Origin of the sequence: Pelotomaculum sp. PtaB.Bin117 (genome assembly GCF_002067195.1) — a bacterium.
In the GTDB taxonomy this organism is placed as follows: Bacteria; Bacillota; Desulfotomaculia; order Desulfotomaculales; family Pelotomaculaceae; genus Pelotomaculum_D; species Pelotomaculum_D terephthalicicum.
Genome location: NZ_MVQM01000075.1, coordinates 1 through 14,059 on the forward strand (window position 1 = coordinate 1; position 14,059 = coordinate 14,059).

The following is a 14,059-nucleotide window of genomic DNA, read 5'->3' on the forward strand; positions in this document are numbered from 1 at the left end:
CCGCAAGGTGACGAGCCGACGATTTCCCTTTTCGACAACAAGACTGGCGAGCGAAAAAACATTAAGCTGGAGGAATACGTCCAGGGAGTGGTTGCGGCGGAAATGGACACCAAGTGGCCGGTTAACGCCCTTGCCGCCCAGGCGATTCTGGCCCGTACTTTTACCATGGAAAATATTAAGGCCGGCCGGGTTAAACAGCTGCATGGCACAGATGCCTCCACCAGTGTGGAAGAGTTTCAGGCTTATGATCCGTCCAAAATCAACGATAATGTCCGCCAGGCGGTAGAGCGGACGCGGGGCAAGGTGGTTACTTACGGCGGCAGCTTTATTCATGCCTGGTTTTCGGCATGTGACGGCGGGATTTCAGCCACCGCGGAAGAAGGACTGGCCTATACAAAAGAACCCACCCCTTACGTGAAGGAGGGCGTCCAGGACGGCTGCCTGGCTATCACCGACCCGAAAAACAAGTCCTGGGAAGTGAGAATCCCCGTCAGCCAGGTCAGGACGGCGGTGCAGAAAACAACCGGCAAGGACCCCGGCCCGGTCACCTCGGCTTCCATAGCGCAAAAGGGGCCTTCCGGGCGGGCGGAGCGGCTCAAAATAGGCAGTGAAACCGTAGGCGGTCCTGCTTTGAGACTGGCCCTGGGCAGTGAAAAGGTACGGTCCATGCTTCTCTCGGACATCCGGGTGGAAGGCGGCGAGCTGGTTCTGACGGGGAAGGGCTTCGGACACGGAGTCGGCATGTGCCAGTGGGGGGCCAGGCTGCTGGCGGAGCAGGGCAAATCCCCGGAAGATATAATAAAAACTTATTTTAAAGACATTGAAATTCAAAAACAGTGGAAATAAAAAAGGGAAGTAAAGAAGGCGAAACGCCTTCTTTTTTTTGGCATAAATGAGTTGACCCGGCATATGATTGAAGTAGGTTTCTCCATCACTTTGCAAGCCACCCGCACGAAAGCGGGCGGCTTGAAGGAAATGAGACCTTGCCAGCTCAATGATTAATAAGGAGTGATGGAAAATGAATGAACAGGTTGGTCACAGCGCGGCCATTTACGGGCGCAAACAGTTGATCATGGAAGGCGTCCAGCACGTTGACAGCTTCAACGAGTCGGAGATAACCCTGGAAACCAACATGGGTATGGTGATTCTAAAAGGTGAAGGGCTGCATATTACCCAACTCAACCTGGAAACCGGCTCCATTGAAGCGGAAGGGTTTTTTGCTTCTCTTCAGTATGTGGAAGGTAAGGGAAAAGGCAAAGGCAAAGGGAAAAGATTGCTGGGCAGAATATTAAAATAAAGCGCTGAGGCGCTTTTTCTTCACTTCATTGCATAAGCTGGTGTTGTATATTGCTGGTTTGTCTAAAGGAGTATTGCCATGGAACCGCTTGCAAATCAGGTATGCGCTTTCGCGGCTACCTTGGTGATCGGGATGGTGGCCGGCTTTTGCTACGATTATTACCGGGTGGTCAGAGGAGTATTCAAGCTGAAAAAAGTGGGTACCTGCCTGGGAGATATGGTTTTCTGGCTGGTTACCACCGCCTTGGTGTTTTTTCTGCTCGTTTTGGGAAACTGGGGAGTTGTCCGTTTGTATGTTTTTATCGGTCTCGGTCTGGGCGCTTTCTTTTATTTCCAGTTTCTCAGCGGTGTGATCAGGCGGTTGCTCAGGTTTAAATTTTACGTGTTTCACGAAGCCTGGAAGTCGGTAGTAAGAATAACGCTGTTCTTATGGAAAATCATCCTATTGCCTGTCCGGCTGGTAATTCTTGTTTTATCTTACCCGTTGAATTTTATGTGGTTCCTTTTAAAAAAACCCGGACGCGGGCTCAAAAGGATATTCTCCAACCTTGTGGGGAAACGATTGAATATAATAATTATTAAACTGAAGCCGAGATTGTCCGCCATGGTTTTTTGGAAAAGAAAAAAAGATTAGCTAAGCTTTAGGAAAAACTGATCCTGTTCTCCTAAGAAAACAGGATCAGACGACTAGGAGGTGAAAAATTTATTTAGTAAATCCAATATCCTGAATCGAAATTCCACCTGAACATGATTATCGATGGATGCCGCGTCATTAACGTTTTCTTCGGCCGTGGCGATTTTTTCCACTGCCGTGCCGGCCGGTGTTCGTTCTGCCGCGGCGTTTCCGGCGGGCGCGGGTATAGATGAGGCTGAATTGAAGTTTTCCGGTAAATCCACCGCCGTTTCTCTTGGCATATCCACAAAACAAAGGGGTGGAAAGAGAACGCACCACCAATTAGCCCCGCCGCCCGAACCGATGACTACCCGCACCGACTCGTAATCACCCGCCGGGAGCACAAAAGGACCGTAGTGCTTGGTTGGGAAAGTGAAATTCTCAAGCCTGACCTCCACTGAATAATCTTTTCCTGCAGCGTTGATTTCCCTGGAAGCGATTTCTTTGATGTTGCCCAGGTTGGCCGCGGCGATTTCCCTGGCCGCGAGAATATTTTGCGCTTTAAGAAATTCCGGTGAAACACTCCGGATTATTTCGTCGCGCACTTTTCTTTTTAGTTCCTGGTCGGCCGCGCAGTCGCTGTTAGCCACAACATGCAGGCGGATTAAACGATCGGGCGGATATGTCGTATCCGAAGTTTTATTATGCCAGGCAGCTACAGAGAGAGTTGCTGTTAGAATGATCAGGCCCAACGGTATGAGTTTTTGCTTCCTGCTCAAATTCAAAGTAATCCACCCCATTCCATGCCCGGGTTTATTGTTAATAATATCATTGCCAATTTATTGATATTTAACCATATTGTTGGTTAATAAAATTATACTTACTGTAAAAAATTTTCATTTGCAAGCAGGAATATCATAACCAATGTAGAAAATATGTAATTTATTTGTACTTATTTTGTGGACAACCAGGTTGAAAAGGTGCTGGGGCGTGTAGTATGAAGATCGAAATAAGAGGAGTGGAGAGATTAAGCTTTCGGGAGCGGCAGGTAGTAACGCTAAAGGAAATGGGTTACTCCTCCAACCGGATTGCCAAGCAGCTGGGCTTAAGCGCCAGTACAGTGAACACTCTGTTTAGTCGTGCCAGAACCAAGGGCTACGAGGTGGTAATAGTAATTCCCGGCAACAACCTGGGTTTATTCGGAGTTGATGATGAAAACGAAGCCAAAGGGGAGAATGAGGATTGAATCAATCAGCGAGAAAAGAACAGGAAATGTATGTTTCCGTTCCTGCAAGGCAGGCTGAACGCCCTAAAAAACAGGTAACTTTCAATTTATCCAGGAGCAGGCTCCCGGCTCTGGTAATTGTGCTGCTGATGACTTATTTGGCATTTACCTTCGGCAGCCAGTTTAGCTCACTCGCGTCCATGCGGAGAGATGTGAGCAGTATTGAACAGCAAGTGCAGGATTTGAAACAAAGAAATGAAGATTTGCGCAACGAGTTGCAGCAGGTGCAAAGCGATTCTTTTATCGAAAAAGCGGCCCGTGAGAAACTCGGGCTGGTTAAGGCCGGTGAGACCAGGGTGATTCCCGTGCCTGAGGGAACCGAGATCAAAAAGATAGAGCCTCCCGCCGATGATAGCGGCCCGGCTCATTAGGGACGGCAGGTATTAAAATGTTTATTGCTATTATCTGCTATTTCCATAAATACTAACTTGTTTATGTTTATTTGTTAAGTTTTTTTAGTAGTATAAGATTTTGAAAAACGCAGGTGCTTCTTGACACTTTCTGTTTAGTTCGCATATAATTGCTCTAGGTTATTTTGATTGTTTCTTGCTGTGATTAAGGGGAGGAATTTGGTTCATTATGCCGATCGAACTGGGGAGCGTCGTGGAAGGCACTGTTACCGGAATAACCAATTTCGGCGCGTTCATCGAATTGCCCGGGGGTGAAACAGGACTGGTTCATATCTCGGAAATTGCCGAGGTTTATGTGAAGGATGTAAATGATTTTTTAAAAACAAGCGATAAAGTAAAAGTAAAGGTAATTTCAGTAGATCCAAAAGGAAAAGTAGGTCTTTCAATAAAAAAAGCAAATCCGGCGCCGAACCGTGTGCCAAAGAAGAAGATACAGGCTTCTTTTGAAGATAAATTAGCGAAATTTCTGAAAGAAAGCGAAGAGCGTCAGCAGGTTTTGAAACGGGGCAACGAGTCCAAAAGAGGAGGGCGCGGCTCTTGCCGGTAAGTATTAGGGGATTATTGACAACAAATTGAGTTATTGACATTACTTGCCGTAAAGCGGCTTTTTTTATTGTTAAGGGGGGTAAATTAAATGGTCCGGGTCGCGGCTATTGATATAGGTACCAACTCGACCAGACTGCTGGTCGCGGACGTATCCGGCGGGAGCGCGCGGGCAGTAGAGAAAAAACTCATGACAACACGGCTGGGGGAAGGTATTAACGCAGGCGCGCTGTTGCCCGCGGCTATGGAGAGAACGCTTGAGGCGATTGGCGCATGCTATGAAGCATCTTTGCAATTAGGGGCGGAGCGAGTGGTTGCAGCCGCCACCAGCGCGGTGCGTGACGCGGCCAACCAGTCGGCGTTTTTGGAATTGGTTAAACAGCGTTTTGACCTTCCGGTGCGGGTGCTCAGCGGGCCGGAGGAGGCTGCTTTGAGCTACCGGGGAGTTCTTTCCGGGCTGCCTGTCGACCCGCGCTCTACCGTAGTTGTGGATGTGGGAGGCGGCAGTACCGAACTGATTTGGAACGGAAACGGCCGGCCGGAATGTGTCAGCGTGAAGGCCGGGGCGGTGCGGATGAGCGGTTCCGGGTGGAGCGAACAGCTTATAGCAGAAGTTTTAAAGCCGGCTTTGGATATGCTGCAGGGGTGCCGGGCAAGTTGTCTGGCGGGAGTTGGGGGAACCGTTACCACTCTGGCGGCGGTGGATCTGGAATTAGCGGTCTATGACCCGCTGCTTATCCACGGGTATCGCTTAACCGCGGAATCTGTTCAACGTATTTACGACATGCTGAAATCTATGAATATTAATGAACGCAAGCGGCTGCCCGGCCTCCAGCCGGAAAGGGCGGATATCATTGCCGCCGGTGTTGCCATTGTTAAAGCGGTGCTGGATGGGATCGGGCTGGATAGCTTGCTTGTCAGCGAGTGTGACATTCTTCACGGATTGGTCCTGGAAAAGTCGATATAAAGTTATTTTGCATCTACTCTAAATGACAAATATTTCCTGCCTGTTGTACTATAATAACCCTATTGGTGAAAAGTACAAGGGGTGGACTTGGTGCTCGAAAATTTCAAAATCTATCCATACCGGAGGACCGGAGAAGACGGGTATAAACGGCGGACGTTTTTCCGCTCAAAAAATGCGGAAAAACGTCACCATTTCCCCCGCGTTAAACTTGGGAAGCTAACGTTAGCCGGCGGGCTTTGTTTTTGTTGCGCAGGTTTTTTTCTGGGGCGGGCGGTTTTGCTGGGTGATCTGGTGCCCTTCGGAATCGCCTTTGCCGTCGCCGCCGTTCAAGTTTTCGGGCGGTCCGGGCTGGTATCGGCGCCGGCTGTAATCGCCGGTTTGATGACAATCAGCAGGGGCATGCCCCTGGCCGGTTCTGTGCTGGCAGTGGTTTGCGCGTTGCTGTTAATGAGGGTGATCCCTTTTGAGCCGGGAAGGCGGTGGTTAATCCTGCCCTGCCTCGTCCTGGCTGTGACGATAATTATTAAAACCTCGCTGCTGGTTATTGCCAACCCGTTAGCGGCTTCTTACAGTTATTTTTGTGTGTTGTTCGAAGCGATATTCGCGGCGCTGCTCACCCTTGTAACGATGAAGGGTCTCGCGGCGTTGAAGAAAAGGGCCAGGAGCGGACACATCTTGAACAGTGAAGATGTGTTTTGCGTGTTGCTTGTGTTTGGGGGATTGATCGCGGGAACCGGCGACCTGGGGAATGAACTGGCCAGTGTGAAAGGCACGCTGAGCCGGTTGGCTATTTTGTTGGCGTCCCTGGTGGGAGGCGCCGGGGCCGGCGCCGCGGCCGGCGCGGTGCTGGGAGTGATCCCGGGGCTCGCTTATACTGCGGTCCCGACGCTGGCGCCCGCTTACTCCTTCGCCGGGTTTTTAGCCGGCTTTTGCAGGAGCTTCGGCAAGGCCGGAGTCGCCACCGGGTTTCTGCTGGCTAATATCATCTTAACGGTTTACGTAACCGGTTACGGAAATATCGTTTCAACCCTGGTCGAGAGCGGCCTTTCCACAATGCTTTTCCTGCTGGTCCCGCCTTTTATCATTAAAGAAGCAATTTCGTCCGTGGGTCTGGAGGTGGCTGACGATAAGGAAAATCCGTCGGGGAAGTTATTATTGAAAGAGGCTTTTAAAGAAAAGATAAGGAATTGGACCCTGGTTTTTCAGGAATTGTCTCAAACTTTTGAACAGCTTTCATCTACCGCCGGATCACGCGAGGAACAGAAAATACAAGGATTGATCAATCAGATCGGGCAAAAAGTTTGTGACGGCTGTTCTTTCTGCCGTACTTGCTGGGAGAGGGAGTTTTACAGGACTTACCAGTCTCTGATAGATCTTCTTGCTCAGGTGGAGGTGTACGGCAGCATCACCCGGGACGACCTCCCGGAGGAGATCAAGAAGCGGTGCGCAAGGACAAAGGAGCTTGCCGTCGCTGTCAACTGCCTCTATGAAACTTATCAGATTAACCGCTACTGGTCCGGACGGCTGCTGGAAAGCAGGGAAATAGTATCGGAGCAGCTTAGAGGAATAGGGGAAGTGGTCGCCGGACTGCCCGGCGAGTTGGAATTCAATGTGGAAGCGGGAGACTTGGGGTTCTACCTGCGCAAGAAGTTAAAGAATGCCGGTGTGAGGGTGGAGAGTTTATCGATCAGCGGCCAGGGTCAAGACAGGATTGAAGTTTCGCTGACCCATCCCGCCTGCGGCGGCAAGATGCGGTGCCGCAGCACAATCGCCCCGCTCTTGTCCGCGGCGCTGGAGCGTGCTTTTTTCCCCGCAGCAGCCGGATGCGCCGTTAATGAGGACGGTTCGGTTTGCCGGCTGAGGTTCTATAGTGACTTGAATTACCGTCTTGTTTTGGGCGTTTCCGGCATGGGCAAGGGCGGGAGTTTGGTTTCGGGAGACAACTATGCCTTCTTTTATCTGAAGGGAGGGAGATTTGGCCTGGCTCTGAGTGACGGCATGGGGGTTGGGCCAAGAGCGGCCCTGGAAAGCGGCACCACGCTCTCTCTCCTGCGGCACTTGCTGGAATTGGGATTTGGCCAGGAGTTGGCGATCAAGACGGTTAACTCCATCCTGGTGCTGCGCTCACCCGGAGAAAGCTTCGCCACGGTGGATCTGGCCATGATTGACCTGTACAACGGCCAGGCGGATTTTTTAAAAATTGGCGCTGTGCCGACGTATCTGCTGCGCGACGGGCAGGTAAGCCAAATCAAGGCCAGTTCCCTGCCGGTGGGGATTATTGAGGAGTTCGAAATAGTATCCCAGGCCAGATTGCTGGAACCAGGGGACATGCTGGTGATGCTCACGGACGGCATGCTCGAAGCCTGCAAAAGCGGGGGCGAGCACGGGGAATGGATTGCCGGTGTGCTGGAGGATGCGGCCGGCCTGCCGCCCCAGGAGATGGCCGAGTTGCTGTTGAAGCTGGCCCAAACAGGCTCGGGCGGCGCCGCCAGGGTGCCGGACGATATGACCGTAGTGGTGGCAAGGCTGGAGAAACAAAAAGAGACTGTAAAGCGACAAGCCGGGCCTAATTAGCCCGGCACAATAGTTCAGAGAGCTAATGCCAAAAAACCTTGATCGAATTACAGTCCTCTTTATATGAAGAAGATTAGCTTCAAAATGCAGGTGATCGTTTTTCAAAAAAAGCTTTAACACCTTCACTGATATCTTCACCTTTACACAATTGTCCTAATAATTCTGCTTCCGCAGCTAAACCGTCACGTAAAGAAAGCTGCAGACCGAGGCCAACGGCACGTTTAATAGCCTGTATTCCCAATTGTCTCTTAGAGGCGAAAGAGCCCGAACAATTATGGATCCCCGAACATGAGCCGCGCATGACAGCCCAAAGGTCTTATTTTCCGTTATTTGCAGGAAAAACTTTCATCATTGTTGAATATCAATGAACTATCGTGTGAAGTATTTTGTGGAGAGGTTGGAGCCTGATGGATCTGCTCCGCGAGGTTCGCGCATATATTGAACGCTGCCGGATGGTGGAGCGGGGTGACCGGGTGGTGGTGGCGGTTTCCGGCGGCCCCGACTCAGTCGCGCTGCTGCATTTGCTGCACTGTTTAACGCGCGATCTGGAGATTTCCCTGCACGTGGCTCATCTTAACCACATGTTCCGCGGGGCTGAATCAGAGGCCGACGCTTTGTTTGTGGCCGGGGTGGCCGGGCGCTACCAGTTGCCCGCCACAGTTGAAGCTGTTGACGTACCGGCGTACCGGAGCGCAAGAGGACTTCCCGCCCAGGTAGCCGCGCGGGAGGTGCGTTATCGCTTTCTTGAAGAGGTGGCGAAAAAAAACGGGGCGGGTAAAATAGCGCTGGCCCACCAGGCCGATGACCAGGCCGAGACTATTTTAATCAATTTTCTGCGGGGCGCGGGCACAACGGGGCTAAAGGGCATCATGCCGGTGCGGGATAATTATATTATCAGGCCGCTGTTGGCGATACGGCGGTCTCAAATCGAACGCTACTGCGCGGAAATGAACCTGCCCTTTCGCAATGATTCCTCAAATTTGAAGCCTGTATACTTGCGGAACAGGGTCAGAAGGGAACTGATTCCTCTGCTGAAAAACGCGTATAACCCGGGTCTGACTGCCTCTTTGCTCAGGCTGGGCGAGATTTGCCGGGAGGAGGACGGCTACCTGGAGGAACAGGCGCTGAAAGCGTACCGGCAAGCCGGGCTAAATGACGGCGACGGGGTAATCAGATTGTCTCTAGCCCGCTTGCGGGAGATGCCCAAGGCCGTCGTGCGCAGGGTGGTCAGGCTGGCCTGGCGCGATTTGACCGGTTCAGGGCGTGATCTGTCTTTTACGCACACAAAAGCCGTGCTGGATTTGCTGGACAGTGAAGCAACCGGCTTGAGCGCGTCCCTGCCGGCGGGTATTGCGGCAATCCGGTCTTATGCGGCTCTCGAGCTGCGCGCGGAGCGGAAAAACCCGGAGCCCGGCCATTACCTTTACCCGCTGAAAGTGCCTGGTTCAACCTACATACCTGAGTTGGACCGCACTGTGCGCGCTTCCTTGACAGCTGTTGAGGACGCCCCGGAGCCGCGTTTTTTGCCGGCTACGGAAGCATTGTTGGATTTTGCCAAGCTGCCGCCGCAAATATTCGTGCGGCGGCGTTTGAAAGGGGATGTTTTTTGTCCCTACGGGCACAGGTCCGCGGTAAAATTAAAAGATTTTTTAATCAAACAGAAGGTTCCCCAGGCGCAAAGAGACTGCCTGCCACTGGTTTGCACGCCGGAAGAAATAATCTGGATTGGGGGTATACGGGTGGGGGAAAAGTGGAAAATTGATAATGACACTGCGAAAATACTGCATTTGGAACTGGTGCGGGGCGCGCCTGACTCTCAGGAGTCAGGAGACAGAAGTTAGTAGTCAGTAGATAGGAATCAGGAGACAGGAGTGAAGAGTTGGGAATAGGAGCCAAACGTACGTGAAGCTTCACTTCACCATCTGAAAAATAGAAAATGGTAAAGATTTATTTTCGGGGCAGAATGAGAGAAACAGTTTATTCTTCTTTGAATTATTTTGAATGCTGACTCCTGACTTCCGGCTTCTGAGAGAGTAACAAAAATAACCTTTAATATTTTGCGCATCATGGTATAATTATAATTGTGGGTTTTTCTGTCCCGACTTTTGGAGAGGAAGTGGCATATTTGAATAAGGTTGTAAAAAACCTTAGCATATATTTGTTGATCGTAGTCGTTATTATCTTTTTGCTTAAATATGCGGTGCCACCCAAGAATCCCGCCGAGGTGGAGGGTTATAGCAAATTTTTAGATGAATTGGCCAACGGCCAGATTAAAATTGTTGTAATCCAGCCGGAGAATTATACTAATATAATCACCGGGGAGAGAATAGACGGGAGCAAGTTTGAGACCATAGGGCCCGCCATGGATACTGTCCTGTACGAGTCCCTCAAAGAAAAAAAGGTTGACTGGAGGACAGAAGAGCCGGCCCAACCCGGCTGGTGGACCGGGCTGCTGACAACGCTGCTGCCGATTCTCTTGTTTGTGGTGCTGTTCTTTTTCCTGATGCAGCAGACCCAGGGGGGCGGCAACCGGGTTATGTCTTTCGGCAAGAGCCGCGCCAGGCTGCAGAATGACGAAAAGAAGAAAGTCACCTTCACTGATGTGGCCGGGGCGGATGAAGTAAAGGAAGAACTGGAGGAAATAGTCGAATTTTTGAAAAGTCCGCGGAAGTTTCACGAGCTTGGCGCCAAGATACCTAAAGGGGTGCTTCTCTTTGGGCCGCCCGGCACCGGCAAGACTCTTCTGGCCCGGGCGGTGGCAGGCGAGGCGGGTGTTCCCTTTTTCAGCATCAGCGGTTCGGACTTTGTGGAAATGTTCGTGGGCGTAGGCGCTTCGCGGGTGCGGGATCTCTTTGAGCAAGCAAAGAAAAACGCTCCCTGCATCGTTTTTGTGGATGAAATAGACGCTGTGGGGCGGCAGCGGGGCGCGGGCCTCGGCGGCGGCCACGACGAGCGCGAGCAGACCTTGAACCAGCTTCTGGTGGAAATGGACGGATTTTCGCCGAACGAGGGCATAATTATTTTGGCGGCCACCAACCGTCCGGATATTCTTGACCCGGCGCTCTTAAGGCCGGGGCGATTCGACCGTCAGGTAGTGGTAGACGCGCCGGATGTCAACGGGCGTAAAGAAATTCTCAAAGTGCATGTGCGCGGCAAACCTCTGGATACAGCGGTAAATTTGGAGATTATCGCGCGCCGGACCCCGGGGTTCACCGGCGCCGACCTGGCCAACCTGACCAACGAGGCGGCGCTTCTGGCGGCGCGGCAAAACCGCAAAAAGGTGACGATGGCCGACCTGGAGAATTCCATTGAGAGAGTGATCGCGGGACCTGAAAAGAAATCCAAGGTAATCAGCGAAAAAGAAAAGTGGCTGGTTTGCTACCACGAGGCCGGCCATGCCGTGATGGGCTACCTGCTGCCTAATACCGATCCGGTGCACAAGGTTTCAATAATACCGAGGGGCCGCGCCGGCGGTTACACTCTGCTCCTGCCCAAAGAGGACCGCTATTACGCCACCAAATCACAGCTCATCGATCAGGTAACCATGCTGCTGGGCGGGCGTGTGGCCGAGGCCGTGGTGCTGAAAGAAATCAGCACCGGCGCGCAAAACGACCTGGAGCGCTCCACCGCTATAGTTCGGAAAATGGTCATGGAATACGGGATGAGCGACCTGGGATCGATGACTTTCGGGCATAAACAGGATACCCCGTTCCTTGGGCGGGATTTGTCCAGGGACCGCAACTACAGTGAAGAGGTGGCAAACGCCATTGACGTGCAGGTGCGGGAAATGATTGACAGTTCATACAACAAAGCGAAGCAAGTCCTGGAGGAACACCTGGAAACCCTGCATCTGGTGGCGAAAACGCTTTTTGCCAAAGAGACTGTTGAAGCTGATGAATTTGCGGAGTTGATGAAGCAAGCCGGCGAGGCGGAGCGGCTGGACAGAGTTAATTAAAGTATATTCGTGGCCGATTCAGGCCCTGTTTTTTTGATCATTTCCCGGGTCGCGCGGTGTAATTGATGCCGGTGCGGAGCCGGAGACTGCTGAATAGTCACAGGAGGTAATTACAGGAATGCAAAAGGAACGCACATATCTTATGGTTAAGCCCGACGGCGTGCAGCGCAATCTGGCGGGAGAAATTATCTCCAGGTTTGAGAAAAAGGGATTTAAAATTATCGGCCTGAAAATGTTTAAAATAACCAGGGAATTGGCAGAAAAACACTATGGTGAACATGCCGGCAAGCCCTTTTTTGAGCCACTGGTGGATTTCATTACTTCCGGGCCGGTTGTGGCCATGGTAATTGAGGGGAAAAACGCGATCAGCGCCGCCAGAGAGATGATGGGGGCGACCGATCCTTTGAAAGCCGCGCCGGGAACGATTAGAAACAGCTTTGGGATTGATATGGGGAGAAACGTAATCCACGGATCAGATTCGCCTGCCAGCGCCGCCAGGGAAATCGGCCTGTTTTTCAAAGAAGAGGAATTAGTTGTATACGACCGGGATCTCGACCGGTGGATCTACGAATAATCCCCGAAGATACAAGAAGATATTAAGAGGAACATTCATAAGAGGAACATTTTATGCCGTATGACGCGACAAGAATGGCTGATTGGCAGATTGCCGAAGAAGCGGAAAAACATATGCCTACGCCGGAGCAATGGCGGGACAGGCTTTTTTTAGAAAAAGACGAGGTTATCCCTTACGGAAGAGTGTGCAAGCTTGATTTCCTGAAGATTATCAACCGCTTAAAGAACAGGCGGGACGGCAAGTATATTGAAGTTACCGCGATCACGCCCACTCCGTTGGGTGAGGGGAAGACGACTACCACCGTGGGTTTGCTGGAGGGGCTGGGCAAAAGGCACCAGAATGCGGGCGGCTGTGTCAGGCAGCCGTCGGGCGGACCTACCATGAATATCAAAGGTACGGCCGCCGGCGGCGGCAACGCCTTGCTTGTTCCCATGACCGAGTTTTCCATGGGGCTTACCGGTGATATAAACGACCTCATGAATGCGCATAATCTGGCCATGGTAGCCCTTAACGCCCGGATGCAGCACGAGGCGAACTACAGTGACGGGGAACTGGCAAGCCGGAATCTAAGACGCCTGGACATCGATCCGAAACGGGTGGAAATGGGCTGGGTCATTGATTTTTGCGCTCAGGGCCTGCGTAATATTGTTATGGGCATAGGCGGCAAAATGGACGGCTTCATGATGTCGTCCAAATTCCACATCGCCGGCAGTTCCGAGATCATGGCTATTCTCGCTATTGTCCGTGACTTGCGGGATTTGCGGGAAAGACTGGGCGAAATCGTTGTGGCTTACGATAAGCGGGGCAACGCGGTTACCACTGCCGACCTGGAAGTTGCCGGCGCCATGTGCGCCTGGATGAGCAACAGCATTAACCCGACTCTGATGTCGACGGTAGAGCACCAGCCCTGCATGGTGCACGCCGGACCTTTCGCCAATATTGCCGTGGGACAGTCTTCCATTATCGCCGATCGCATCGGCTTGAAGATGTTCGATTATCACGTAACCGAGAGCGGTTTCGGGGCGGACATCGGTTTTGAAAAATTTTGGAATGTAAAATGCCGGTTAAGCGGGCTTGTGCCCAGCGTTTCAGTTGTCACTGCTACCATCAGGGCTTTGAAGATGCACGGCGGCGGACCCAGGGTTGTGCCGGGCCGGCCGCTGGCTGAAGAGTACCGGAAAGAGAACCTGAGTCTTTTGGAAAAAGGTATTCCGAACCTGCTGCATCATATAAACACCGTTAAAAAAGCGGGGATCAAGCCGGTTGTCTGCATTAACGCTTACGGCACGGATACCAAAGAGGAGTTTAACATGGTGCGCCGGTATGCGGAGCAGGCCGGCGCCCGCTGTGCGCTTTCCAGACATTGGCGGGCCGGCGGGGAAGGCGCTCTTGAGCTGGCAGACGCGGTTATTGACGCCTGTAATGAAGAAGTTGACTTTAAATTCCTCTACCCGCGGGAAATGCCGTTGCGGCAGAGGGTGGAAGCAATTGCCAGGGAAGTGTACGGAGCTGAAGGTGTCGCCTGGGCCGCGGAAGCTGAAGCCAAAGCCAAAAAGCTGGAAGCTGATCCCGTGATGAGTGATTACGCAACCGTAATGGTAAAAACACATCTGAGTTTGTCTCATGATCCGGAACTAAAGGGAGTGCCCAAGGATTGGGTTCTGCCGGTGCATGATATTTTAGTTTTTGCCGGGGCGAGGTTTCTGTGTCCAGTAACCGGTTCAATCAGCCTGATGCCTGGTACCGGCTCTAATCCGGCGTTTAGAAGAATTGACGTAAATGTAAATACCGGGAAGGTGACAGGTCTATTTTAGGATATCCGCCTCAGACAGTATTGTCAAG

Annotated in this window: 14 protein-coding genes; 12 read left to right on the forward strand and 2 right to left on the reverse strand. The window is 51.9% G+C overall.

The annotated features are described in order from the left end of the window. The 3 genes from A4E54_RS04865 to yabQ all read left to right on the forward strand — a co-directional run. The coding region (locus A4E54_RS04865) for a SpoIID/LytB domain-containing protein (protein WP_286724771.1) at window positions 1–846 on the forward strand (846 nt) is incomplete at its 5' end. Between the two features lie 172 nt (window positions 847–1,018). Further along, window positions 1,019–1,297 (forward strand): sporulation protein YabP, encoded by a 279-nt coding sequence (gene yabP, locus A4E54_RS04870; RefSeq protein WP_240083542.1) that lies wholly within the window; start codon window positions 1,019–1,021, stop codon window positions 1,295–1,297. Between the two features lie 78 nt (window positions 1,298–1,375). Next, complete coding sequence (yabQ, locus tag A4E54_RS04875; RefSeq protein WP_240083541.1) at window positions 1,376–1,930, forward strand: spore cortex biosynthesis protein YabQ; 555 nt, start codon at window positions 1,376–1,378, stop codon at window positions 1,928–1,930. 53 nt (window positions 1,931–1,983) lie between these two features. On the opposite strand, the gene spoIIR is transcribed toward yabQ, so the two are convergent. Continuing rightward, window positions 1,984–2,694, reverse strand: a complete 711-nt coding sequence (gene spoIIR, locus A4E54_RS04880; protein ID WP_240083540.1) for a stage II sporulation protein R — start codon at window positions 2,692–2,694, stop codon at window positions 1,984–1,986. 212 nt (window positions 2,695–2,906) lie between these two features. Between spoIIR and A4E54_RS04885 the strand changes: the two genes are divergently transcribed. The 5 genes from A4E54_RS04885 (at window position 2,907) to spoIIE (ending at window position 7,688) form a co-directional block, all read left to right on the forward strand. Continuing rightward, on the forward strand, window positions 2,907–3,155 hold the full coding sequence (locus A4E54_RS04885; RefSeq protein WP_240083539.1) for a helix-turn-helix transcriptional regulator: 249 nt from the start codon (window positions 2,907–2,909) through the stop codon (window positions 3,153–3,155). Then, the gene (locus A4E54_RS04890; RefSeq protein ID WP_240083538.1) at window positions 3,152–3,565 is read left to right on the forward strand and encodes an FtsB family cell division protein; all 414 of its coding nucleotides are present in this window, start codon (window positions 3,152–3,154) and stop codon (window positions 3,563–3,565) included. Before A4E54_RS04885 ends, A4E54_RS04890 begins: the two co-directional genes overlap by 4 nt. Window positions 3,566–3,773: 208 nt before the next feature. Beyond that, a complete protein-coding gene (locus tag A4E54_RS04895; protein ID WP_240083537.1) occupies window positions 3,774–4,151 on the forward strand; it encodes a S1 RNA-binding domain-containing protein in 378 nt (125 codons plus the stop codon). 87 nt (window positions 4,152–4,238) lie between these two features. Then, a complete protein-coding gene (locus tag A4E54_RS04900) occupies window positions 4,239–5,114 on the forward strand; it encodes a Ppx/GppA phosphatase family protein (RefSeq protein ID WP_240083536.1) in 876 nt (291 codons plus the stop codon). A 90-nt stretch (window positions 5,115–5,204) separates the two neighbouring features. Further along, window positions 5,205–7,688, forward strand: coding sequence for a stage II sporulation protein E (gene spoIIE, locus A4E54_RS04905; RefSeq protein ID WP_286724779.1), 2,484 nt, complete (start codon window positions 5,205–5,207; stop codon window positions 7,686–7,688). A 79-nt stretch (window positions 7,689–7,767) separates the two neighbouring features. On the opposite strand, the gene A4E54_RS04910 is transcribed toward spoIIE, so the two are convergent. Beyond that, the gene (locus A4E54_RS04910) at window positions 7,768–7,929 is read right to left on the reverse strand and encodes a hypothetical protein (RefSeq protein WP_240083534.1); all 162 of its coding nucleotides are present in this window, start codon (window positions 7,927–7,929) and stop codon (window positions 7,768–7,770) included. Between the two features lie 166 nt (window positions 7,930–8,095). Between A4E54_RS04910 and tilS the strand changes: the two genes are divergently transcribed. The 4 genes from tilS (at window position 8,096) to A4E54_RS04930 (ending at window position 14,031) form a co-directional block, all read left to right on the forward strand. Then, window positions 8,096–9,529 carry a tRNA lysidine(34) synthetase TilS gene (gene tilS, locus A4E54_RS04915; protein WP_240083533.1) on the forward strand — a complete coding sequence of 478 codons (1,434 nt, stop codon included), beginning with the start codon at window positions 8,096–8,098 and terminating at the stop codon, window positions 9,527–9,529. A 284-nt stretch (window positions 9,530–9,813) separates the two neighbouring features. Further along, on the forward strand, window positions 9,814–11,643 hold the full coding sequence (ftsH, locus tag A4E54_RS04920) for an ATP-dependent zinc metalloprotease FtsH (RefSeq protein WP_240083532.1): 1,830 nt from the start codon (window positions 9,814–9,816) through the stop codon (window positions 11,641–11,643). Between the two features lie 118 nt (window positions 11,644–11,761). Continuing rightward, complete coding sequence (ndk, locus tag A4E54_RS04925; RefSeq protein ID WP_240083531.1) at window positions 11,762–12,217, forward strand: nucleoside-diphosphate kinase; 456 nt, start codon at window positions 11,762–11,764, stop codon at window positions 12,215–12,217. Between the two features lie 53 nt (window positions 12,218–12,270). After that, window positions 12,271–14,031: a formate--tetrahydrofolate ligase gene (locus tag A4E54_RS04930; RefSeq protein ID WP_240083530.1), complete on the forward strand. Its 1,761-nt coding sequence runs from the start codon at window positions 12,271–12,273 to the stop codon at window positions 14,029–14,031. Window positions 14,032–14,059 lie beyond the last annotated feature (28 nt).